This is a genomic window from Marivirga sp. (assembly GCF_051117495.1).
Classification (GTDB): domain Bacteria; phylum Bacteroidota; class Bacteroidia; order Cytophagales; family Cyclobacteriaceae; genus Marivirga.
Map to the genome: position 1 here is coordinate 112,047 of NZ_JBNPEF010000013.1, position 23,904 is coordinate 135,950.

At 35.1% G+C, this 23,904-nt stretch carries 11 protein-coding genes and 1 tRNA gene; 8 read left to right on the forward strand and 4 right to left on the reverse strand.

Annotated features, from left to right (window positions below; all coding sequences use genetic code 11):
• Positions 1-9: 9 nt before the first annotated feature.
• The 3 genes from ACFE0M_RS07310 to clpB all read right to left on the reverse strand — a co-directional run bounded on the left by ACFE0M_RS07310 (position 10) and on the right by clpB (position 6,340).
• Positions 10-1,044 carry a DUF4249 domain-containing protein gene (locus ACFE0M_RS07310; RefSeq protein WP_434545097.1) on the reverse strand — a complete coding sequence of 345 codons (1,035 nt, stop codon included), beginning with the start codon at positions 1,042-1,044 and terminating at the stop codon, positions 10-12.
• Position 1,045: 1 nt separating this feature from the next.
• A complete protein-coding gene (locus ACFE0M_RS07315) occupies positions 1,046-3,403 on the reverse strand; it encodes a TonB-dependent receptor (protein WP_434545098.1) in 2,358 nt (785 codons plus the stop codon).
• Positions 3,404-3,715: 312 nt separating this feature from the next.
• Positions 3,716-6,340: an ATP-dependent chaperone ClpB gene (gene clpB, locus ACFE0M_RS07320; protein WP_434545099.1), complete on the reverse strand. Its 2,625-nt coding sequence runs from the start codon at positions 6,338-6,340 to the stop codon at positions 3,716-3,718.
• Positions 6,341-6,574: 234 nt separating this feature from the next.
• Here clpB and ACFE0M_RS07325 point away from each other — a divergent pair, with 234 nt between their 5' ends.
• The gene (locus tag ACFE0M_RS07325) at positions 6,575-9,364 is read left to right on the forward strand and encodes a triple tyrosine motif-containing protein (RefSeq protein ID WP_434545100.1); all 2,790 of its coding nucleotides are present in this window, start codon (positions 6,575-6,577) and stop codon (positions 9,362-9,364) included.
• Positions 9,351-9,773, forward strand: coding sequence for a thioesterase family protein (locus tag ACFE0M_RS07330; RefSeq protein ID WP_434545101.1), 423 nt, complete (start codon positions 9,351-9,353; stop codon positions 9,771-9,773). The genes ACFE0M_RS07325 and ACFE0M_RS07330 overlap by 14 nt, the downstream gene beginning before the upstream one ends.
• An 11-nt stretch (positions 9,774-9,784) precedes the next feature.
• Here the strand turns inward: ACFE0M_RS07330 and ACFE0M_RS07335 are convergent, their stop codons facing one another.
• A complete protein-coding gene (locus tag ACFE0M_RS07335; protein ID WP_434545102.1) occupies positions 9,785-14,929 on the reverse strand; it encodes a PKD domain-containing protein in 5,145 nt (1,714 codons plus the stop codon).
• 256 nt (positions 14,930-15,185) lie between these two features.
• Here ACFE0M_RS07335 and ACFE0M_RS07340 point away from each other — a divergent pair, with 256 nt between their 5' ends.
• From ACFE0M_RS07340 to ACFE0M_RS07365, 6 genes are all read left to right on the forward strand, one after another.
• Positions 15,186-16,229, forward strand: coding sequence for a PorP/SprF family type IX secretion system membrane protein (locus ACFE0M_RS07340; RefSeq protein ID WP_434545103.1), 1,044 nt, complete (start codon positions 15,186-15,188; stop codon positions 16,227-16,229).
• Between the two features lie 8 nt (positions 16,230-16,237).
• Positions 16,238-17,482, forward strand: coding sequence for a M48 family metallopeptidase (locus tag ACFE0M_RS07345; protein WP_434545104.1), 1,245 nt, complete (start codon positions 16,238-16,240; stop codon positions 17,480-17,482).
• A 165-nt stretch (positions 17,483-17,647) separates the two neighbouring features.
• Entirely contained in the window at positions 17,648-19,960 is a 2,313-nt protein-coding gene (locus tag ACFE0M_RS07350; RefSeq protein WP_434545105.1) for an OmpA family protein, read from the forward strand.
• Between the two features lie 756 nt (positions 19,961-20,716).
• Complete coding sequence (locus ACFE0M_RS07355) at positions 20,717-22,306, forward strand: acyl-CoA carboxylase subunit beta (protein ID WP_434545106.1); 1,590 nt, start codon at positions 20,717-20,719, stop codon at positions 22,304-22,306.
• A gap of 468 nt (positions 22,307-22,774) precedes the next feature.
• Complete coding sequence (locus tag ACFE0M_RS07360; RefSeq protein WP_434545107.1) at positions 22,775-23,647, forward strand: sterol desaturase family protein; 873 nt, start codon at positions 22,775-22,777, stop codon at positions 23,645-23,647.
• Between the two features lie 100 nt (positions 23,648-23,747).
• Positions 23,748-23,821 (forward strand) — tRNA-Ile (locus ACFE0M_RS07365).
• Positions 23,822-23,904 lie beyond the last annotated feature (83 nt).

Consider the following 23,904-nt stretch of genomic DNA (forward strand, 5'->3'; position numbering starts at 1 on the left):
CATCAAAGATTACCAATAGGAAGGTTCCTCTGCAACACTATTCGGATATAACGAACAATCGTAACAATAATCTTGTATTGGATCACTTGGTCTAAAAGGTCTGCAACCTGAAATCACGCTACTGGGTGAACCTATATCATAAGGAGAAACTCTTACTCTTTGACTTGAAACAGCAGAGGTCATAAAATATCCTAAAACATTTTCACCCGGATCTGAAATACATTTTATGTTACTATTAATTTGAGCCGGTAAAGCCGAAAAGATTGATCCATCATTGTTGACTTGTTGTTCAATTAGTCTCCAGAAATTATATGCACCAAGATTCATGGATTTTAATTGCACTTGAAAACTATAGTCATCAACAAACCTGAATCCTTTTTCTAGAAAGGTAATTTCAAATCTTTCTTTAAGGGTATTATTGGTGAAGGAATCCTCATAAAGGTTAATATCTAATTTAGATGATTCCGTAATCCAGCAATATTCATGTAAACTATCCTGAGGTGCCGACTTAAATTGAAAAGTGCCTTCCCAATCAATTTTCAAAAAATCCTGATCGGGAGTATCTTTAAAATCACAATAAAATTTTAATCCAGTGATTGGTCTAGATCGCCCGTCAACAAGTTCAAAAACTTCTTCTTTATTAAAATAAACCGATTCTACTTCACCAGTTGGTATTATTTTTTCAAAAGCCGATTCATATACCTTTTCATCTTGCGTACTGATTCTTAATTTGTAAGATTCATTAATTACACCCACAAATTCTGCAGGACAAGATCTGTAAACACCTGGTTTTTCTTCCACAAATAGATATTCCTTGCCATTTGAATCGATAATCTGTACCACGGCATTAGTTTCTTTTTCAGGCTGACCTGATTCGTAGTTTGAAGTTCTGCTTAGTTCCACAGTATATTTCTCCACCTGATCTGTTACTTCAGCATATACAACCAAACTTGTACCATCATTCTTAATTTCAACTTCTAATGGATCAATGCAAGCTGAAAAGAAGGTAAATATGAGTGCAACTATGATTAATTTTTTCAGCATCTTAAAAATTAAAGTTATAAGTTAATGAAGGAAATGGAATACCTAAAATAGCTAATTGATAACCCTGTGGTGGAGCTCCATTTTGATCTCTAAAGAATACAGAAAAAGGATTTTTTCGACCATAAACATTATATAATCCTATAGTCCAACTACTATCAATTTTCTGTCCAGTATTGTCAGGATCCCAGTTTAATGACAAATCAAGTCTATGGTAATCTGGTATCCTGTATTGATTGCGCTTAGAAAATTCAGCTACAGAAACTTTGCCAATATCATATTTACTGATCGGAATACTTACAGGTCTGCCCGTACTATAGGTGAAATTAGCACTTACACTCCATTCCTTATCCATTTTATAAGTAAAAATTGTGGTTAGATCGTGTGGTTTATCAAAGTAAGCAGGATAAATCTCTCCATCGTTTATTTTTTCTTCTTCAAATCTACCTGTAGCTTGAAATAGGGAACGAGAGAAAGTATAACTCAATCTACCAGAAAAATCTCCTTTAGTTTTATTGATAGAAAATTCAGCTCCATATGAATATCCATTTCCATTAACTAATTGAGTTTCTACAAATTCATTTAACAATAGATTAGCCCCTTCTTTGTAGTCAATAGAATTTTGAGTGCTTTTATAATATATTTCTGTTGAAGTTTCAAACAAGCCATTTTCAAAATTTTGAAAGTAACCCAAGGATACTTGATCCCCTATTTGTGGTTTGATATTTGGATTACTCAATTTATAAATATCGGTTGGAACTACCGCTGCATTATTTGCAATCAAATGCATATACTGCCTTGTTCGCTGATAGCCAAATTTTAAAGATTGGGTTTCGGATAACTCATAATTAACAGAAAATCTGGGTTCAATCCCCCCATAAGTGTTGATAATTTCATTCTTTTCATACTGCCTTGTTTCCACTACATTTTGAGGTGACTTAGTATTATTATTTCCATAAGTGTAGGATGTATATTCCCCAATTTTATTGAACAAACTATATCTAGCACCTATTATGAATTTAAAATCTCCATAATTGAAATTATCTTCAACAAAAAACCCCCATTCTCTTCCCCTATCTAACTCAAGTTTTTTGGCTGTAATAATTGACTCTGTTCCGTTTGGCTTTAAATCACCAGGATTCAATTGATATTCATTGAATTCAGCACCCCATTCGATATAATGTTTTGGCAAATCAGCTCCTAAATAAATTTTGGCAGCACGGTTCTCACTACCGATATCTAAAATAAATTTTTGATTACTGAAATTTCCGTTGACTTGTGAAAAATTGTTAGAATAGGTTGCTAAGCTAGTTAAATTAAAAATTTCATTTATTTCATGTTGATATTTTAAGGTTGATGATAAATTACCATAACGATAGGTGGTATCTGGAGAGAAGGCAAACTCATCAGCCCCATGGTATATAGAATAGCTAAGCCTGCTTTTATCTGATATCTTCCAACTTAATTTTGAATTTAAATCATAAAATGAAGCTGAACTATTTTCGATTTGAGGATTATTGACTGCATTAATTATCCAATCTGAATATGTTGTTCTTCCAGACAACATAAAACCTAATTTATCACGAATGATAGGTGTCTGAACTGTTAATCTACTCGAAATGATTCCTGCCCCGCCACTTACTTTGACGGAGTCTATAATAGGATCTTGTGTATCAACAGATAATACTGAAGAAATTCTACCTCCATATCTTGCGGGAATACTACCTTTATACAGGGTTACATTTTCTACCACATCCTGATTGAAAACCGAGAAAAATCCAAATAAATGTGAAGTGAAAAATATGGGCGCTCCATCCAATAGCACCAAATTCTGTCCTACGGAGCCTCCCCTAACATTAATCCCTCCAGAACCTTCACCAATTGAACTGATACCAGGTAATGTAATAACACTTTTAATAACATCGACTTCTCCCATCATAGGTGGGATTTGTTTTATGGCTTTGATTGATAACCTCTCAATACCCATCGAGGCAGATTTTAAGGTAGAGACATCACCCCTCGACCTAACTGTTACCTCGGATAATTGCTGAACATCTGGTTCTAATTGAAAATTTAGATTTAGATTTTTATTAATCTTTAAATCTCTCTTTATGGTTTTCTTACCTACAGCTGATATGGTCAAGGTGTAGAAACCTGGTTCAATATTAAATGAATACTTACCATTTACATCTGCTACAACACCTTCCCGTCCATCATTCCAAGAAACTGATGCTCCTACAATGGCTTCCTTGCTTCTCTTTTCAGTGATGGTTCCAGTTACCCTGACTTTTTGGCTTTGAAAAGCTACAACAAATGAAATATTACATAAAAAAGTAAAAAATAATATAAAAAAGCTTCGCATGTTGATGTTTTCACAAATCAAGTAATAGCTAATTAAATATGCTAATTGATTTTAATTATTTTGATAGTCGGTAATTCCTTATTTTGAATTTAACATGTAATTGAGCTATTAAATAGAGCATCATACTTTTAAAGAACTCAAAATGGCGTTTTCTTCCCAAGAATTCGAAATTAATTTTTGGGTATAACCGATCCCATTATTCGTGAAAGAAAATTCTAATAAAATCATCATATTATGGTTAAAATTTAATTTTTAAGCATAAAAAAACCGTAGTAAATTTCTTTACCACGGTCTAATTTATCTACTTAAAAATTATTCTATCTCAACATCTTCCACATTTCTAAAAACAACTTCGCCATTTTCCATCTCTATCAAAACAGTGCTATCATTACTTATTTCACCACTTAATATCTGTTTTGAAAGCTCATTTAAAATGGTTCTTTGCATCACTCTCTTGAGTGGCCTTGCTCCAAACTGCGGATCATATCCTATTTCCCCTAGATAATCGAGCACATCTTGCGTGGCATCTATTTGAATTCCATTTTCTTTAAGCCTTTTCTGAACTTCTTTCCATTGGATATTGACAATCTGCCTCAAAATCTGCTCATTCAATGGTTCAAACATGATGGTTTCATCTATCCTGTTTAAGAACTCAGGTTTAACAGATTTTTTCAATAATTCAAAAACCTCATTTTTAGTTTCAGTCAAAACCTGTTCTTTCTTCCATTCATCCCCACTATAATTGTCAGGACTCAATCTTTCTTGGATCAAGCTTGAACCAATATTAGTTGTCATGATTATGATAGTATTTTTAAAATTGGCTAACCTACCTTTATTATCAGTCAACCTTCCGTCATCCAAAACTTGTAACAAAATATTGAAGGTATCTGGATGAGCCTTTTCAATCTCATCTAATAAAATTACTGAATAAGGTTTTCTCCTCACGGCCTCGGTAAGTTGTCCACCTTCATCATAGCCTACATAACCCGGAGGCGCTCCAACTAATCTGCTGACAGCATGTCTTTCCTGATATTCGGACATATCAATTCTCACCATAGCATTATCATCATTGAATAGGTATTCAGCCAATGCTTTGGCTAATTCTGTTTTACCAACCCCTGTGGACCCCATAAAAATGAACGACCCGATTGGTTTTCGAGGGTCTTGTAAACCAGCTCTGCTACGTCTTACCGCATCAGACAAAGCAGTAATCGCTTCCCTTTGTCCTGCTACTCTCTTGCCCAATTCTTCTTCTAAATGCAATAACTTTTTCCTATCACTTTGCAACATTTTGGTGACTGGAATTCCTGTCCATCTGGCTACAACTTCCGCTATTTCTTCTGAGCCAACTTCCTCTTTCAACAGCGTGTGGCTGGAATTTTGCATTTCCAGCATTTTAGACTGGAATTCGTTCAATTTTGCTTCCGCTTCGGTCAATTTTCCATATCTTATTTCAGCCACTTTACCAAAATCTCCTGAACGTTCCGCCTGTTCAGCTTCCAATTTAAGCTTATCGATGTGTTCCTTTTGCTTTTGAATACCTTGAATTACTTCTTTTTCACTTTCCCATTTAGCGCGCAGATCTTTTCTTTTTTCTTCAAGATCAGCTAAATCTTTATTGACCATAGCTTCTTTATCCTTGTTTTTCTCTCTACGCATGGCCTCTCGTTCTATCTCTAATTGCATGATCTTTCTATTGAGCTCATCCAATTCCTCAGGTAAGGAATCAATTTCTATCCTCATCTTAGAAGCCGCCTCATCCATTAAATCAATGGCTTTATCTGGCAAAAATCTATCAGAAATATATCTACTGGACAGTTCCACCGCTGCAATCACGGCATCATCTTTTATCCTTACCCCGTGGTGAACTTCGTATTTATCTTTAATACCACGTAAGATAGAAATAGCATCTTCTTGAGAAGGTTCGTCAACATTCACTGCCTGAAATCTTCTTTCCAAAGCTTTATCTTTCTCAACATATTTTTGATATTCTTTTAGGGTAGTGGCACCAATCGCATGTAATTCACCTCGAGCTAATGCAGGTTTTAATAAATTGGCCGCATCCATTGCGCCTTCACCACCACCTGCTCCAATAAGTGTATGAATCTCATCAATAAATAAGATAATCTGTCCATCGGACTCCGTTACCTCTTTTATAACCGCTTTTAGTCTTTCCTCAAATTCTCCTTTATATTTTGCCCCTGCTACCAAAAGCCCCATATCCAAGGATATCAAGATTTTTTCCTTTAGGTTTTCAGGGACATCCCCGTCCACAATCCTTTGGGCCATTCCTTCTACGATGGCAGTTTTACCAACACCTGGCTCCCCCAATAAAATAGGATTGTTTTTAGTTCTTCTTGAAAGGATCTGTAATACTCTACGGATTTCTTCGTCCCGACCAATAACAGGGTCTATTTTCCCTGCCTTTGCCTGTTCATTCAAATTAATAGAATAACGCTCTAAAGAACGGTATTTTGATTCCGCATTTTGATCTTTCACGGAATCTCCTCCTCTTAACTCTTTGATGGCTTTTATTAAATCCTTTTCGGCATAACCTGCGTCTTTTAATAAGGCGGATGTCTTATCCCCTGTTTTTAGAATCCCTAATATTAAATGCTCAATTGCCACATAATCATCCTTAAAATCCTTTAAGAATTTTTTGGCCTCTGTCAATGCTTTATGGGCATCATTAGATAAGTATGGTTGTGCACCACTAACTTTTGGATACCCATTCACTAAATCATCCAATTTAGCATCAAGTTGAGCCTTATTGATATTGAGTTTTTTATTTACAAAAGAAAGTACATTTTCATCTGTCTGCTGAATAGCTTTCAACAAATGACCTGTTTCAATAGCTTGTTGACCGTTTCCCAATGCAATTTCGGCCGCCTTTTGAATAGCCTCTTGGGATTTTATGGTATATTCGTTTAAGTTCATTTTTGTAAGTTTTGATTTTAATTACAATCATACTGAAGCAATTTATTTACCATATTCTAAATTATGACTTTATGACTTATTTTAAGTTATAATTTAATCATTCTAAGACATATTGGCACAAATATCAATCATACCCTTCAAAACAAAAGTGAGAATGTCCTGATATAAATCATGAAAAGTAATTCTGATAAAAATCAATAACTTTACATTTGATATTGAAAACCAAAACGATTAATGAAAAAACTAAATCTCCTGATATTATTTTTTTTAAATAGCCTATTATTGATGGCTCAAAATGGGGATATTCCACTTAATCATTTTGACATCCCAATACCTCCTCAAGACTTTCAATTCAATGATCTTAAAATAGATGAACATGGTAGATTATTAGTAGCCTACAAAAAAGGAATTTTGCAGTATGATGGTAATTCTTGGTTGAAAATCGAAATCAACAGTAGTCCATTGAAATTTTTAGAGATTCAAGATAATACATTTTTATTGGCTAAAGATGGGATATATGTAATGCAAGAAGATTACTTCCATCAATCAAAATTCAATCAACTCTATTCAATTTCCATAATATCCGCTGTAAATGATTTAATATCTCATAATGGGAAATATTATTTACTTGTAAATGAAGAAATCATATCATTTGATAAAGACTTCAATAAAATAAATGTTAATAAATCTCAATTGGGTTATAAAGACATATTCGTATTTGAAAATAAGCTATATGCCTTTGAAGATAATTATCTCCTTGAAAATATAGATGATACCTGGGTTGACTTAAACTTATACGCACCGGAAAACACAGATTTTTTGTTCTCTGTTAAAGGAAATAAAAATTTATATTTCGCATATGATAATGGTGACTTTTATTCTTTTGATGGAAAGGATTTTGATCCTTACTCGCCACAATTGAATGAATATCTTAAGGAAAACTATCCACTTGCCGGGAAAATGTTTAAGGATAAACTTATTATTTCTACATTGAGCGGAGGGGTGGTTTTGGTAAATGAAAATTCCGGAGAAATCATTTCTACTATTCAAAATTATAATGGATTACCTACTAATGAGGTAAACGCCATTACCATGGATTTGCAAAACGGTTTATGGTTAGCCCACCCCTATGGTTTGACTAGAGCCTCATTGGACATCCCCTATTCAGACTTTCAATTCTATCCAGGATTAGGAGGATTACCTGAAATCACCTTATTAAGGAAAGATACTCTATGGGTGGGTACAACAGAAGGTCTATTTTATTTAAAGGAAGTGAAAAATTTTGAAACCCTTCAAAAAAAACTTATTAAGAAAGTAAGGATATCAACACCAAACGAACCCACTGTTGAAGAAGATGAATCAAATGGATTTCTGGAAGAAATCTTCAGTTTTGGTAATAATTCAAAGGAAGAAGAATTTATAAATGAAGAACTGAAAAGATACAGATCAATATATCGAGATAAAGGCATCAGATTTAAAGCATTAAGAGAAAAGCTGGATGAAAAAGAACAACAGTTGAAAGACTCCATTCAAAATGCCAATAGAAGCAAACAAAAGTCGGGAAATAAAAAGCAAACCTCTGTTAAACCTAAATATCGATCAATAGTCAAAACAATAGATGTTAGTAGATTAAAATCAATAAAATTTGAATATCAAAAAATAAAGAAAGTCGAGGAGCATGTTGAGTCCTTGTTGAATACGGATTATGGATTGATCGCCAGAAGTAATACTGGAATATTTTTGATCAAGTCCGAAATATCCGAAAAAATTTCAAACCTTAAAATGGTCAAGAAACTCTTTTATGAAAAAGGTGAAAGTAGATTATGGATGTCGAATGGACTAGGTTTATTTAGTATTGATTTATCATCAAATGATTTCAAACTCACCAAACATTCTGAGAACAGCTTCCATGATATCATTATAAAAAAGAACCAATTATTTGCAGTAGGAAATAACATTTTAGAGATTTTTAAAATAGAATACGATAAATTAACTGATGCAAAACAAGTACAAATCACGAATAACTTCTCCGAAGAAATGCTAATTTATCAGCAAGAGGATAAAATTAAATTATTAAGATCAGATGGTATTTTAGAACTCAATTCAAATGAATTAAAAATTGATTCTTTATTTACAAGACCGCTGAAATATTTCTTAAAAGATCAAGAAAATAATATATGGGTTTTAAGCGATCAAGATGATTGGGACATATTAAATAAAAAATTACCTGATCAGTTGAAAAAATGGATGCATATTATTCCACCGCTTAAAAACATTAATAAAATAAGTGAATCCACTATTTTTTTCACCAGTAACAAAAGGATTATCCGTTGGAAATCAAGTTCAATTAAAGAATATCCGTTTCCAAAGACTTTTATAGACGGGGTTATGATTGAAAATAAATGGGCAGACTCAGATGATTTTGTTGAATTAAATCATAATGAAAACAATTTAAAAGTTATTCTAAGTACCCCGGAATACTTATTTAATGAAGATGTGGAATACCAATATTTTGTTAAGGGCTTGATGGACGAATGGTCTTCTTGGTCAAAAAACAGGAAAATTGAATTTCCATATATCCCTACTGGAGATTATAAGCTAGAAATTAAAGCCAGAACAATACTTAATAATGAAATAAGCGATTTTGATTTTGATTTTGAAGTATTGCCCCCTTATTGGCAAACATGGTGGTTTTACGTCTTGGAAATTGTATTTTTTAGTATATTAATTTTAATATCCATTAGATTAAATACCACCAATCAAAGTTCATATCTTACCAAGACTTTTACATTTCTTACTTTAATTCTTTTCTTAGAATTTTTAGCTACAATACTTGAAAATAATTTAGAAGGATATGTAGAAGAATCACCTGTTTATACTTTTGTGATTAATGTAGTATTGGCTTTGTCCATCACGCCAATTGAAAGGGGAATTTCTAAATTATTGGTTATTTTTAATTCCTCACGTAGTAAACAATTAATAAGCGAAATGAGAAAGAACAAAAAGAAAAATGAGCAGAGTTAAAATTGAGGAACCACACAAATATTTATTCACAGCAAAAATAACCACTAGAATAACTGATTTAAATTACGGAGGCCATGTTGGGAATGACAGGATTTTTGCTTTCATGCATGATGCCAGAGTACAATTTCTAAAATCTTTGGGATATGAGAGTGAATTAGATATTGATGGTTTGGGTAATATTCAAACTGATGCAGCCATAAGCTATAAAGCAGAAATTTTTGCCCATGAGGATATATCAATTGAAGTAGGGCTTATGGATTTTAATAAATATGGCTGTGATTTTATTTATAGATTCACAAAAGCTGATGGCAAATTAGCAGCCATAGGTAAAACAGGCATTATATTTTTTGATTATGAAAAAAGGAAAATAGCGAATATGCCAGCATCCTTTATCGAAAAAATCGAGTAGTCAGGCTTTAATTACCTGACTACATTTACTCCACCCCTTTGTTCATAAGTTCTACCATCTCCTTCAATACTTCTGAAATTGATAATATATGCGTATAATCCTTGTGGGACTTCCGCACCATTTAAATCTGTTGCATCCCACTCAAAATTCTTATCATTTGATTCAAATACTATTGTTCCCCATCTATTGAAAATAATTATTTGAAACTCCCCTACATAATCGTTAGCAAAGACTCGGAAAGCCCTATTTTGCGCAACAGAACTTGAAGGCCTAATAGCATTTGGTGCAAAAACTTTCGGCTGACAATCCTCCAAAACTGTAGTGGTGACATCATACTCGCAACCTGCGGCCGTGAGCAGCACTCTATATTCTCCTGGTTCATTTGCTATTATAGTTCTACTATTAGATGTACTACCATCGGGTAGGGTCCAACTATAGGTTCCAAATGATCCAGGATCTAAGTTTACGCTTCTTTCTGTTTCCAAGCCTGTAGGACAAATAAAATATGTGCTTTGAATTTCCGGTTGAAAGACCTCTTGAACTGTCAATTCTCGAGTGATAATCACAGGGTCACATCCCCCAGGCCCATTATCGTTTGCCGTGAAGGTATAGGTATCTGATTCCGTTATATTCCATTCCAATGTGTTTTGGGAATTGTCTATTGTTGGAATGTTGACCCCTTGTGAATTTGTTAAACTCACATTATAGCTTCCACTCGCACCGCTTACGTTTCCTATCAAAAGAATTGTACCATCATCACAATTCTGTTCTGATACTAAATCAGCTTCCAAGGGCTCATAATTTTCATTAACATCAATGGACATTTCTTCAGCACATGATATATTTCCACTTGGGTTTACAGTTACCGTGTAAGTTCCCGTTTGATTTACCACTATACTTTGTCCTTGTGCTCCATTACTCCAGTTAAATGTAAAATCATTAGGGTCCTGTCCATCTAAAATTACCGTGAGTTCCCTTCCACCTTCGCAATTTATAATGTTTTCTATATCCAAAATATTGGCTTGAGGGCTCAATTCAACATTAATTGTGGCAGTAGAAGGACATAATGAACCTTCGCTCGCAGTTACTTCATAGGTGCCTGCAGAAACATTTGTCGAATCCGCTGGATTTGGAGATATGCTAAAGGTGGCATTAGCATTCAATCCTTCCAAATATCCATATAAATCATATCCTGAACCACATCCAAATAAATTATCATCAGGATTAAAGCTAACAGAATCTGGTAATTGAAGATCAAAAGACGCAACACCTAAACAACCATTACCATCCTGATCGGTTACTTCTATACTATATGTCCCTCCGCTTAGACCATTAGCTGTAAAAACTGAATCAGCTGATGTCCCATTCTGCTCTACATTTCCTTCTTGATTAAGAATCTCCCATTCATAATCGGGGTTAAGCGTACCTGAACTTGCTGAAAGCGTTACCTCAATAGATTGATTATTTGGTTCACAATCAGTTATTGGAGTAACATCCACAATAAAATCATTATTGGTCAAAACCACAGTTTCCGTTGTACTACAATTTGTTAAATTATCAGTAACTGTAATGTTATAAGTTCCAGCCTCTAGATTAGTTGGATTTGTTTCATTATCCGAGACTGCTGTTGGCCCAGTCCATGTTATATTTAAATCATTTGAACCTCCACTTACACTTATTTCAATTTCTCCATCACTATTGCCACAGCTAGGATCTTCAGTATTATCAATTGAAACCACAGGATTTTCATTGACCACTACCTCAATTTCATCAACAGCAAAGCAATTCGGATCTAAAGGATCAGGAATTTCAACTCTTATTAAATAGGTGCCGGGAGCACTAGTATCAACATTGAAGTTTTGGCCGGAAGCAGACTGCTGAATATCATCTACAAACCAACGGTAAGAATTTGCATTACCCCCAGCATCTAACCGAAGAGTTTCATCCTGACAAATTGTTCTGTCACCACCTAAATCAACATCATAAGGTGGACCAACAAAAATTTCAGCAGTAGAAATACAGCCATTTGCGCTAGTGATGGTAACTGTATAATTTCCAGTTTCTGTTACCTCTATTGTTTGAGTGGTCTCCCCTGTACTCCATAAGTAGGTATGCTCGGGCTCATCCACTATATCCTCACCTAAAGTCAGGGTGTTGCCACAAAATGTTCTGGGTGAAATTACATTGCTTACATCAGGACTGGCAAATAATTCAAAATTCTCAACCAAAAGTTCATCATAGCCACATTCATTAGTTATTCTCAAGGAAGCCTCATATACGCCTGGATCCAAATCTATATCCAAGGTGTCATTTTGATTATTTGATGTATAAACACTGCTTGTACTTCCTTCAGGGGTAATTGTCCAGCTAAATTGATCAAAACTGGTTTTCCCTACGCCCTGTAAAATTATAGGATCAGATGTACAACCAGCTATTACGTTAATTGAAGGTTCTTGGTCTGGCGTTGATAAGTTTTGCACAAAATTAGGGAGTCCTAATCTGCTGTTTCTTCCTGCCAAATTAAAAGGCTGTAAAGCAGAGGCCAAATTATCACCATTTTCAGGATCAAATCTCTGATCAGGAGATCCTAATGTATAAACATCAGGACTATTATTGGCTGCTATGTAGAGTTGTCCATTTGGCCCGGTTTGTATTGCCCCAGCTTCAAAATTTAGGTCTGCCACAGTTACACTATCAGGATTTTCAATTTCTTCTATTGTATAATCATCATTTACCGGGATTTGCAACAATAAAGAGTTTTGTCCATTATTGATAGTAGCATAGAGCAAATTACTGCTGGGAGAAAATTCAATACCGTAAACAGTGCCTCCAAAATTCACGTCAATCAAAGCCTCTTCCCAATTATCCAAACTGTCCCTTCTCAAATAATCAATAAAAGCCCCTCCTGAGTTGTAGGCTTGTGCAACTTTATCTCCCCCTGCAGCATATTTCAAATAACCATTTGCTGAGGAAGAGGAGAAATAATTACTTCCTTGAGAAATAAATTCTGCCGCATTAATTCCTTGGTCATTCACTGGGTAGAGCCTGTAGCTATTACTTCCTATTTCATGTGTTAACACATTAGTATTTTCAACACCTTGAGCCGCTACTTTTTCAGTACTTCTACTATAAATTTTTCTTCCCTTTAAAACAACATCCCCAAATCCTTCATTTAATTTCAAATCCACCAATGCATAAGAAAATACATTAGTCCCTGAACTCACGTCTTCATTAAGAAATAGATAAAATAAGGAAGGGTCTGCTCCATGGGCTACCGCTATAACACCTTGTGAAGCATTTGGGTCACCCCCTAAACCAGTTCCGTTGGCCATAACCTGATGGTTAGCATCCCAAATCACATCACCATTGGTATAAAACAATAAGTCCCCATTATCATCCGAGACGGTAGTACAACCTTCGGCCGCTTCAATTTCTCCATCCGTGACCGCCAGTGGCCCAGCTTCATTATTAAAATCTATGCCTGCTCCATCACCAAAATACCAAAAATTGGCAAGCTGTTTTTGTTCTTCAAAAAGCGTAAGTTCAAAACTGGCTGTAACGGTACAGTTCCCAACTGTAACGGCAGCAGAATAAACGCCAGATTGTTGGAAAGTGGCTGTTCCGTCTCCATTGTCGGTAAATTTCTCTGGATCAGGGTTTAACCAAACCACCTCATCGGGATCTGAGCCATCTGTAAGAGTAGGACCATAATTTTCCAAAGGTAGTTCACAAACAGTGGTATCCTGTAATTGAACCTCAGAATCAAATTGATTGACGGTTACCGCTGCGGAATCTATAAAGAAATTTCCACCGGCATTTATGGTCAATACTACATTATACTGTCCTGGATCCTCATAAATTACATTTGGGCTTATAGCATCTGAAGTTTGTCCATTTCCAAAATCCCATGAAAGAGAGGTAATGTCATCCAAATCACCATAATCTGCGAAGAATGAAACCGGATTATTTTGACATACAGTCTGATTGAGCGCTGATGCATACCAATCAAAGGAAACATTACCATCCAATAAAGCTGGAGGCGCGATATTGGGTAAATTCCTGGCTTGACCAAAGGTATTATCATTAAATAAATTCCATTCAATTGATAAGGAATCGGGTATTGAATCAGCATCTATGATCCTACTCAAAAATTCCTCGGCACCATTATTATATAAAAAATATAAATTTCCGTCTGGCCCATTTTTTAATGCATCTACTGATGTAACCGTTCTATTCAAAACATTCTCAGTACTTGCACTATCCAGATTCAATTGAATTAAGCGACCTTCACCCGAATTAAGATTATTACGACTGAAATATAAATTCCTTCCGCCAAGGGACCATTCTAAGTCGGTAATTATATTATTAACAGCGCCCGTATTGGGTAATATATTTTCATTTTGAAATGTAGGATTTGCAATATCGGACAAGTCTAAATCCAACAGCACAATATTTTTAGGGCTTCCATTTACATTACTCGATGATAAAGCCAATTGTAAAGTATCATTGCCTTGGGTTCTAAATGAAACATTTGTTAAGTTAAATTCAATTGAAAATTCATGATCGGCAATGCTCAATAGACTTCCGTCATTTTGAACTTGTGCCATTTCCAATCTATTATCGGATTGAAACAAAAGAAAATAATTATCTCCAATTCTATAAGCATTCACAAACTCACCTAAATTTGAGAAACCAGTTCCTTGAGCGGAAGAAGTGGCTTCACCAAATTCTCCTAAAGCCATATCAACGCTTAAAATTTGTAAATCACCTGAAGCATTAATGATATATATATGGAAAATATCATCATTTGGATTATTTGAGGGCACAATGGCCACGGGATGTCTCAATGAATTATCGCCACCTATAGAATTCCCCCCTGGTAAAGGCAAATGATTTTTTCCATAAATAACTGCTCCATCAGTATAGAACAGCAATTGTCCGTCCACAGCATTTGCTGCGACTGCAGCGCCATTATTTCCAAATGGAGTAGCTTGGTTTTCAATTAATAAAGCTTGTCTATTATTGTTTTTATCAAATTGAATGGCATCGTTCGTATTGCAAAAAAACCAAAATGATTCGGAAAAATTCTGAGCTACCATGGTTTGAGCACCAAACAGAAAGAAAACAAACACAAACTTAAGCACACTACTTTTCATACAATCGGGAGTTGATAACTTTAAACTGCTTAACGTAAAACAATCAAGATAAATTTTCTTTTTATATAAAATATATGATTTATCAAAAAAGTACGTTTCAGATATTAAATCGAAATTTAAAAATAAATAGATAAAGAAGGGAACAATTTACTATTTTTCAATTTTATAACAGAATTTTATAAAATTTTTATTTTGAACATCTCTCTTTCTATCTAATTTCCTATCTTTCGATAAATTTTGAATTTAAATTTGTGTTGTGCAAAATAGTTTAAAAAGGAAAAACTTATTTATAATACTAGTATTGGGTTTTTATTTCATTGGTTCAAATGAAATAAAGGCACAAGATCCGCAATTTTCCCAATTCTATGCGGCTCCTTTATATTTAAATCCTGCCTTTGCCGGAAATACTCAAATGAGTCGTGCCGGAATCAACTACAGAAACCAATGGCCAAGTATTAATGCGAATTTTGTAACCTATTCAGCCTATTTCGATCATTACTTTGATAGATTAAGAAGCGGTGTGGGCTTAATCATATCAAGAGATGAGGAAGGAATTGTTGGACTTAGATCTACATCTGTGGGCGCTCAATATGCCTATCAACTTAGACTAACCGAGAACCTGACTTTTAGACCAGGAGTTCAAGTGGGTGTTTACAACAGGAACCTGAATTTTGGTCGATTAACCTTTGGCGATCAGTGGGACCCTGATACTCAAAGTTTTCAAAACCCGACCGGAGAAACTGCTGCAGGACCAAGCAAAACATTTTTGGATTTATCCTTTGGAGGTGTTCTTTATTCAGAAAATTTTTGGTTAGGTTATTCGGTATTTCATTTAAACCAACCTAATCAATCAATATTAGGCGAGGAAAGCCGACTTCCCATGAAGCATTCATTTCATCTTGGCTATAGAATCCCTTTAAAAACAGGATACAGAAAAGGATTTACCAAAAGCGGGGACGAAAGAAGTATAAGCCCTACAGCTCAGTTTAAAATGCAAGGCGGATTCCAGCAATTGGATTTAGGTCTTTACAGTACGTTGGAGCCAATGGTAGTAGGGCTGTGGTATAGAGGTATCCCTTTTAATACTCCAAATGGGTTTTCAGCATCTGAATCTTTAGTGGCTCTAGTGGGTTACTCTTATGAAAAATTAGCTGTAGGCTATAGTTTCGATTACACATTATCCGATTTGGGAATTAGAAGTGGTGGTGCTCATGAAATTTCCATCACTTATGTGCTATCACTTACTGACCCAAGAAGACCACCTGCTGATAAATTGGTAATTCCTTGTCCGAAATTTTAATTTAACTCATGATTTTTAATTCAGATCAATTTTTTACGATCATAATTTTGGTGGTAGTTTTAGACTATGCATTAAATACTATAGTTGACTTATTAAACTACAAAAAAGCCAATTCAAAATTACCATCTGATTTAAAGGATATTTTTGATGAAGAGAAATATCAAAAAGCAATTCAATATCAGCGGGTCAATACAAAATTTGGATTATGGAGTGGCTTCTCCAGTTTAGTGATCATGCTCTTGGTATTGGTTTTTGGTATATTCGGAGATTTGGATTTATATGTAAGGCAATACTTTGATTCAGTCATTACCCAGACTTTAGCATTTTTTGGAATCATCTATATTCTAAATGATATATGGAATATTCCATGGCAATGGTATTCCACATTCAAGATAGAAGAGAAGTTCGGATTTAATAAAATGACCCCTGCTCTATTCTGGAAAGATAAGTTAAAGAGTTATCTATTGACAGTTATCATAGGAGGCATTCTATTGAGCGTATTGGTTTTTCTCATCACATGGATTGGCCAATCATTTTGGTGGATATTTTGGATAGTCATTACCCTATTCATGATAGGCGCAAATTTTTTCTATACAAGCTGGATCCTGCCACTATTTAATAAATTGATTCCCCTTGAAGAGGGCTCATTAAGAGAAAAAATTATGGCTTATGGAAAATCCGTTGAATTCCCCATAGAGAATATCTACGTAATGGACGGTTCCAAAAGGTCTTCCAAAGCCAATGCCTTTTTTTCCGGCTTTGGTAAAAGAAAGAAAATCGTATTATTCGACACCCTGCTAGATAAGCATACTGAGGAAGAATTAGTAGCCATTTTAGCTCATGAAGTTGGGCATAATAAAAAGAAACATACTGTTTCAGGAATGATTAGCGGAGTATTACAAAGCGGGGCGATGCTATTGATTATGTCGTTTATGATTTTTAATCCGGAATTAAGTCGTGCTTTAGGTGCAGAACAGTTAAGCTTTCCCGTAAACTTTATAGCCTTTGGGATTATCTATACCCCTGTAAGCTTGATTTTATCACTATTTTCCAATTTCATTAGTCGAAAACATGAATATCAGGCAGATGAATTTGCCACAATTACTTACAGTGGAGACGCCTTGCAAAATGCGCTTAAAAAGCTTTCTGTTGATAGTTTAAGCAATTTAAAACCCCATAAATTGTACGTATTCTTTCATTACTCACATCCTCCACTGTTGCAAAGATTAAAAGCCATCGATAAGCACAAATAAAGATTGTATTATTTTTAAAGAAAAAATTTATCTTTATGGCATAATAGTACTAAAACCACTTTAAATGGTTATATTTCTTAAAATAAAAGTAAATATTTAAATTACGTTGAATTAATGTATTATTGAAGCTAAAACAAGCTTAAAATAATTTTAAAGCATATTATTATGAAAAAATCACTTATTGTATTATTCTGCCTAAGCATTTCTACCTTGGTTTTTGCCCAACAGAATAAAATAGATGACCTAATCTATAGAGGTGAAAATCTTTTTAAAATCCAAAATTATGAAGGCACCATTGAATCTTTATCCGAAGCAGTGGAATTAGGAGCAAATGAACCTTATGTCAATTATATGTTGGGGGTATCCTATTTAAAAATGCCCAATGCATCCGATCAGTTAAAAGCTTCCGCAATATTCAATAATTTGGAAAAGCAAGGGAATTTTTCTGATTTGCCAAAAGATGCACCATATTATATGGCACAAGCTTTTCATAAAAATTTGATGCTTGAAAAAGCAAGTAAATATTATAATCAGTATTTGAAAAGCTTAGGTAATAATGATGGAAAAATCCGCTCAGAGGTTGAATTGGAAATCACAAAAGTTGAAAATGCTAAAAGATTAATGGGACAAAAAAAGGATATTAATATCCAAAGAATGGCCCCTCCTATCAATTCTGAATTCACGGAATATAACCCCGTTGTTTCTGCAGACCAATCTGTGATGGCTTTTACCTCATTACGACCTAACAAAAGAACTGGCAGGTCAGCTGAAGAAGTTTATATCACTTATAAATCATCTGGGGATTGGGGCGAGCCTAACAAAATAGAAATTCGTACTGATGAAAATGTTGGAACTGCAGGTATCTCTCCCGATGGTCAACAGATGTTGGTTTTCATAGGTTCTGGAAATAAAGGAAATCTATACATCATGCGAAAAGAAGGTGACGGTTGGAGCCAACCATCAGCAATTGACGGATTGAATTCAAGAGATTTAGAAAGTACTGGTTCCATTACACCTGATGGTAAGAAAATTTATTTTGCCAGCAATCGCCCGGGCGGATATGGTGGAATGGATATCTGGGTAGCTGAAAATATTGGAAATGGAAAATGGGGAAATATTAAAAACCTTGGCCCGGATGTCAATACTAAGTATGACGAAGATGCTCCATTTATTCACCCTGACATGAAAACTTTATATTTCACTTCCAATGGTGCAAATTCCATGGGTGGAAGAGATATTTTCAAAACAAATACGCTAGGAGGAAAATGGACAAGTCCTGAAAATATGGGATACCCTATCAACACTCCTCTTAACGACAATTATTTTACCTTGTCAGCTGATGGAAGCAAAGGGTATTTCTCATCTGATAGAGAAGGTGGTTATGGGGGACAGGATATTTATATTTTTGATATGCCTGAAAAATATGCCAACATCCCGCTTACCATGTTAAAGGGTAAAATTACAGCTGGAGAAGATGAACAACCCGTTCCTACTAAAATCAAATTAGTAGATAATGAAAATAACACTAAAGTAGATTATGTGTATGACCCAGATCCGGAAACGGGTAATTATTTGATTATTCTACCTCCAGGTAAAAATTACGATTTAATTATTGAATCAGAAGGATATTTACCTTACACATTGAATATCAATGTCCCTAATCAAACTTATTTTTATGAGCTTTATCAAAAAATCAATTTGAAATTAATCAAGCAATTTGATGTGGTGGTAGGTCAAGAAGTATCGGTGAACAATGCATTTTATGATACCAAACAAGAAGGTACTTATTCACCTAGGCAAGCCAATGAAGCCATGTTGGTACAAAGCGATAGTCTGGATGTATATGATATGATGGATGCAATCATTGCGGCAGAAGATACTGCGGCCTTTAATTACATGATGGATTTGATGTATTCAGTTAACCCAATCGAAAATGTGGATTTTGATGCCAATGAGGATGAAATGGAAATTGCTAGCAGAACTTATTACTATGACGAAAGTGATACTACTACATTAAAAAGTAGAGTGGTTGAAGGCGAAACTATTTATTCCCTGCCCACAATGTATGTAACAGAAGAAGCAGAAAAACAGAAAAAAGAAAAAGCCCAAAAGCCTGAAGCAAAATATGACAAATCATTGTTAGAGCCAGTTTATAAAATTTATTTTGATGTAGGAGAAGCAAATTTTGATGATAAATACAAAGCAGAGCTACAAGAAATTTACGAGCATCTACAAGAAAATGAGGCACTGGGCATTCAAATATCAGGTTATGCCTCTGCTGAAGGGGATCCAGAATTTAACCGCAAGTTATCGAATAAAAGAGCTATTGAGGTTGTGAATTTCTTCAACTATAAAGGTGTGGTAAGAAGAAGAATCATTGCCAAAGGTTATGGTTCTACTAAAGCAGATACCAAAAACCCGGCTGAAAACAGAAGAGTGGAAGTTCAAATAGTAGATTTAAATAAGGTAGATAGATAATAATTTACTTTGTGAAATCAATTGGACAGCTTTAAGCTGTCAGGTTTCAAGAATTTAATGTAAAAAAAGTGATTGTATTTTTAACTTTAGAACCAATTGCAAAACTGACATGTTTTAATAAAGATTCAATTCTAATAAAAAAGGCTTTCCACAAAAGGACGGCCTTTTTTTATACTGTAAATTTACAGTTTGGGCTCCTGTTTTCCTCGGTAAATTTTCAAAAGTAGCTTTAAACTTTTTGAAAGTAGTATTTCTGTATTTTTGGGTGTCCCTGTGTACTGATTTTAGCACAAAAGAGTAAATTTCTTAGCTTAAATGCTTCCTTTTTCTTTCATACTTTTTCCATTGATGAAAAAGTATGCAATGCCATAGGCATCACTGTGTGGAAAATCTAGGTAAAATGATGCTAATTCCCACAATGGCCATCGCCTGCCTGTCTGCCACAGGCAGGCCCGCCATTTTACCCTCCAACCCGCTTTTTCGCTTTATGCGAAAGTGGGGGTGTTAGCCTCTAAAATTAACAATTAATTCAGACATATTTTTCCCTGTTTTAGGCTCGTATAATAAATTTTTAATCTTTTTTTATTTATTCAATACTTGCATTAACTAAGGTGTCCCAGTGAGGAAGACAGGAAAAAGGCTTTCCACAAAAGGATGGCCTTTTTTTATACCGTAAATTTACAGTTTGGGCTCAAAAAATTCGTTTTTCACCTTCCCTATCCTATCTTTGAATGATTATAATTCGAGGATACTACTATGGGAAAAAACGATATGGAAAAACCTATTTACACTAAACCGACAAATAAGGGAAAAAACGAACTATTAGCAGAAAAAAATAAAGCCGCCTTAAAGGGTGGCGGTGAAGCAAGAATTGAAGCCCAACACGAAAAAGGAAAATTAACTGCAAGGGAAAGAATCGATCTTTTAATGGATGAAGGTTCTTTTGAAGAAATTGGAAAATTCGTAATGCATAGATGTAAAGACTTCGGTCTGGAAAACCAGCATTACCCTGGAGACGGTGTAGTAACAGGTTACGGAACTATTTCAGGTAGATTAACATACGTTTTCAGTCAAGATTTCACGGTATTCGGAGGTTCCCTTTCCGAAACCCATGCCGAAAAAATCGTCAAGATAATGGATATGGCCATGAAAAATGGGGCTCCAGTAATTGGATTGAATGATTCCGGTGGTGCTAGAATTCAGGAAGGTGTGGTGTCATTAGGTGGATATGCCGATATCTTTTATAGAAATGTTAGGGCTTCAGGCGTTGTCCCTCAAATATCCGCTATTATGGGACCATGTGCAGGCGGTGCAGTTTATTCCCCTGCGATGACAGATTTCATCATGATGGTGGAAAATACAAGCTATATGTTTGTAACAGGTCCAAATGTTGTCAAAACAGTTACCCAAGAAAATGTGACCTCAGAAGAATTGGGAGGAGCTAGTACCCATAGTACCAAAAGCGGTGTAACTCATTTTTCTTGCGCCAACGAACTAGAATGTATCAATAATATTAAGAGGTTATTGAGTTATGTTCCGCAAAATTGTGAAGACCCCGCCCCTTCAATTCCTTATGATCTAAAGGAGGATGAAGCTAGGGAACCATTAAATGATATTATTCCTGACAATCCGAATCAACCTTATGACATGCGAGAGGTGATTGAAGGAACAGTGGATAATAATAGCTTTTTTGAAGTGCATAAAAATTATGCAGAAAATATAGTAGTAGGTTTTGCTCACTTGGCAGGAAGAAGCATAGGAATCGTTGGGAATCAACCTGCATCATTAGCTGGTGTGTTAGACAATGACGCCAGTAAAAAAGCAGCTCGTTTCGTTCGCTTCTGTGATAGTTTCAATATACCACTACTGGTATTTGAAGATGTGCCAGGTTTCCTTCCGGGCACAGACCAAGAATGGAACGGCATCATTTCCAATGGGGCTAAATTGCTTTATGCATTTAGTGAAGCTACCGTTCCAAGAGTAACGGTAATTACCAGAAAAGCTTATGGCGGAGCTTATGACGTGATGAACTCCAAACATATAGGAGCTGATATGAATTACGCTTGGCCAACTGCTGAAATTGCGGTGATGGGCGCTAAAGGTGCAGCCGAAATTATATTCCGTAAAGAGATTGCCGCTGCAGACGATAAAGAAGCAAAGCTAGCTGAAAAGGTGGAAGAGTATACTGAAAAGTTTGCCAATCCATATAGAGCAGCTCATAGAGGATATATTGATGAAGTGATTCTACCTTCTAACACAAGAAAGAAATTAATTAAAGCATTTTCAATGTTAGAAAACAAGGTGGATAAATTGCCGAAGAAAAAACACGGAAATATTCCATTATAATATTTAGAGCCTCCTTTTGGAGGCTTTTTAATTTCCGATTTAGGATGTAGAAGCTCACGCCAGTAATTGCAGCCTTTGATTCATTGAGATAATGGTTCAAATAACCTAAATATTGAATTCCAAGCGTCCTCCCTTTGAAGAAAGGAATCTTGCCTTATTGAAACTCTGTTTCAATAGTCTATTGTGGTGAATAGACCCTGCACTTCGCCCAGATTTGAGCTTTGCACACTAAGATATTTTAGCCAAAGGCTAAAATCAATAGATCCCCGCCTTCGCGAGGATGACGCACGGAAAAAATAAAGTGCAAAACATTAAAATTGAACCTGAAGAAAGCCTTTATTCGAAACCTTTTTAGGTAAATATTCAATATCCAACTGATTTCTCTTAATAATTTTTTGAATGTAACATCAGTTACAGTATTCTGAACAGCTTTTGTCTTATCTTCGTTATAGAAGCCAAATAAGAAAAATGGAATACATCGATATATTTATCACCTCCTTTAAGGACTACGCCCGATATGTGGGGAATGAAGTTTTCAACCCACATTGGGGTAATTATTTGTATTGGTTAATCGGCATTTCAATTTTCTTCTATGCATTGGAATTAACAATGCCTTGGAGAAAAGATCAACCCAAAATCAGAAAAGACTTTTGGTTGGATGCTTTTTATATGTTTTTCAATTTTTTCCTCTTCTCATTGGTAGGCTACTATGCAATCTCCAATGTATTTGTAGAGCTTTTCAATGACTTTTTAGGCTTATTTGGGATAGAAAACCTAGTCGCTATTGAAATCAATACTTGGCCAGTTTGGACCCAGCTATTGACATTATTTATCCTTCGGGATTTCATCCACTGGAATGTGCATAGATTGCTTCATACTGTTCCTGCCTTATGGGAATTTCATAAAGTGCACCATTCCGTGGAACAAATGGGCTTTGCCGCACATTTACGCTTCCACTGGATGGAAACCATTGTTTACAGGACAATAGAATATATTCCTTTAGCCATGATAGGTTTTGGAATACAGGAATTCTTATTGGTGCATTTATTTGCATTGGCAATTGGTCATTTTAACCATTCAAACATCCTTGTTCCTTTGGGGCCCTTCAAGTATATTTTCAATAATCCACAAATGCATATTTGGCATCATGCCAAACACATACCATCCAAAACAGGAGTAAATTTTGGGATTTCTTTAAGCATCTGGGACTATATTTTTGGGACGAATTATATTCCTAAAGATGGCCGAGATGAGCCATTAGGTTTTGATGATATGGACAAATTCCCATCAGAATTGAAGGATCAGTTGATTTATGGCTTTAAGCGTAGAAAGGAAAAGTAAAAATAATTTATTAATTCCTTGATTTTATATTGCGCAATTAAGTGCAATTCCGTAACATTGCAATCCGAAAAACAGACAGCCAGTCGGCTGTATATTTTCAGGGCCTATAGCTCAGCTGGTTAGAGCACTTGACTCATAATCAAGTGGTCCCTGGTTCGAGTCCAGGTGGGCCCACTTAAATACCTAAAAATCAGTGACTTAACATAAATGTTGGTCAAACTGTTGGGTAATTGAAGAGCTACGGATTAGATTCTGTA

Bases quoted from the DNA above. Each gene is read 5' to 3' on its own strand.
- ACFE0M_RS07310 (WP_434545097.1), bottom strand. From the start codon at position 1,044: ATGCTGAAAAAATTAATCATAGTTGCACTCATATTTACCTTCTTTTCA.
- ACFE0M_RS07315 (WP_434545098.1), bottom strand. From the start codon at position 3,403: ATGCGAAGCTTTTTTATATTATTTTTTACTTTTTTATGTAATATTTCA.
- clpB (WP_434545099.1), bottom strand. From the start codon at position 6,340: ATGAACTTAAACGAATATACCATAAAATCCCAAGAGGCTATTCAAAAG.
- ACFE0M_RS07325 (WP_434545100.1), top strand. From the start codon at position 6,575: ATGAAAAAACTAAATCTCCTGATATTATTTTTTTTAAATAGCCTATTA.
- ACFE0M_RS07330 (WP_434545101.1), top strand. From the start codon at position 9,351: ATGAGCAGAGTTAAAATTGAGGAACCACACAAATATTTATTCACAGCA.
- ACFE0M_RS07335 (WP_434545102.1), bottom strand. From the start codon at position 14,929: ATGAAAAGTAGTGTGCTTAAGTTTGTGTTTGTTTTCTTTCTGTTTGGT.
- ACFE0M_RS07345 (WP_434545104.1), top strand. From the start codon at position 16,238: ATGATTTTTAATTCAGATCAATTTTTTACGATCATAATTTTGGTGGTA.
- ACFE0M_RS07350 (WP_434545105.1), top strand. From the start codon at position 17,648: ATGAAAAAATCACTTATTGTATTATTCTGCCTAAGCATTTCTACCTTG.
- ACFE0M_RS07355 (WP_434545106.1), top strand. From the start codon at position 20,717: ATGGGAAAAAACGATATGGAAAAACCTATTTACACTAAACCGACAAAT.
- ACFE0M_RS07360 (WP_434545107.1), top strand. From the start codon at position 22,775: ATGGAATACATCGATATATTTATCACCTCCTTTAAGGACTACGCCCGA.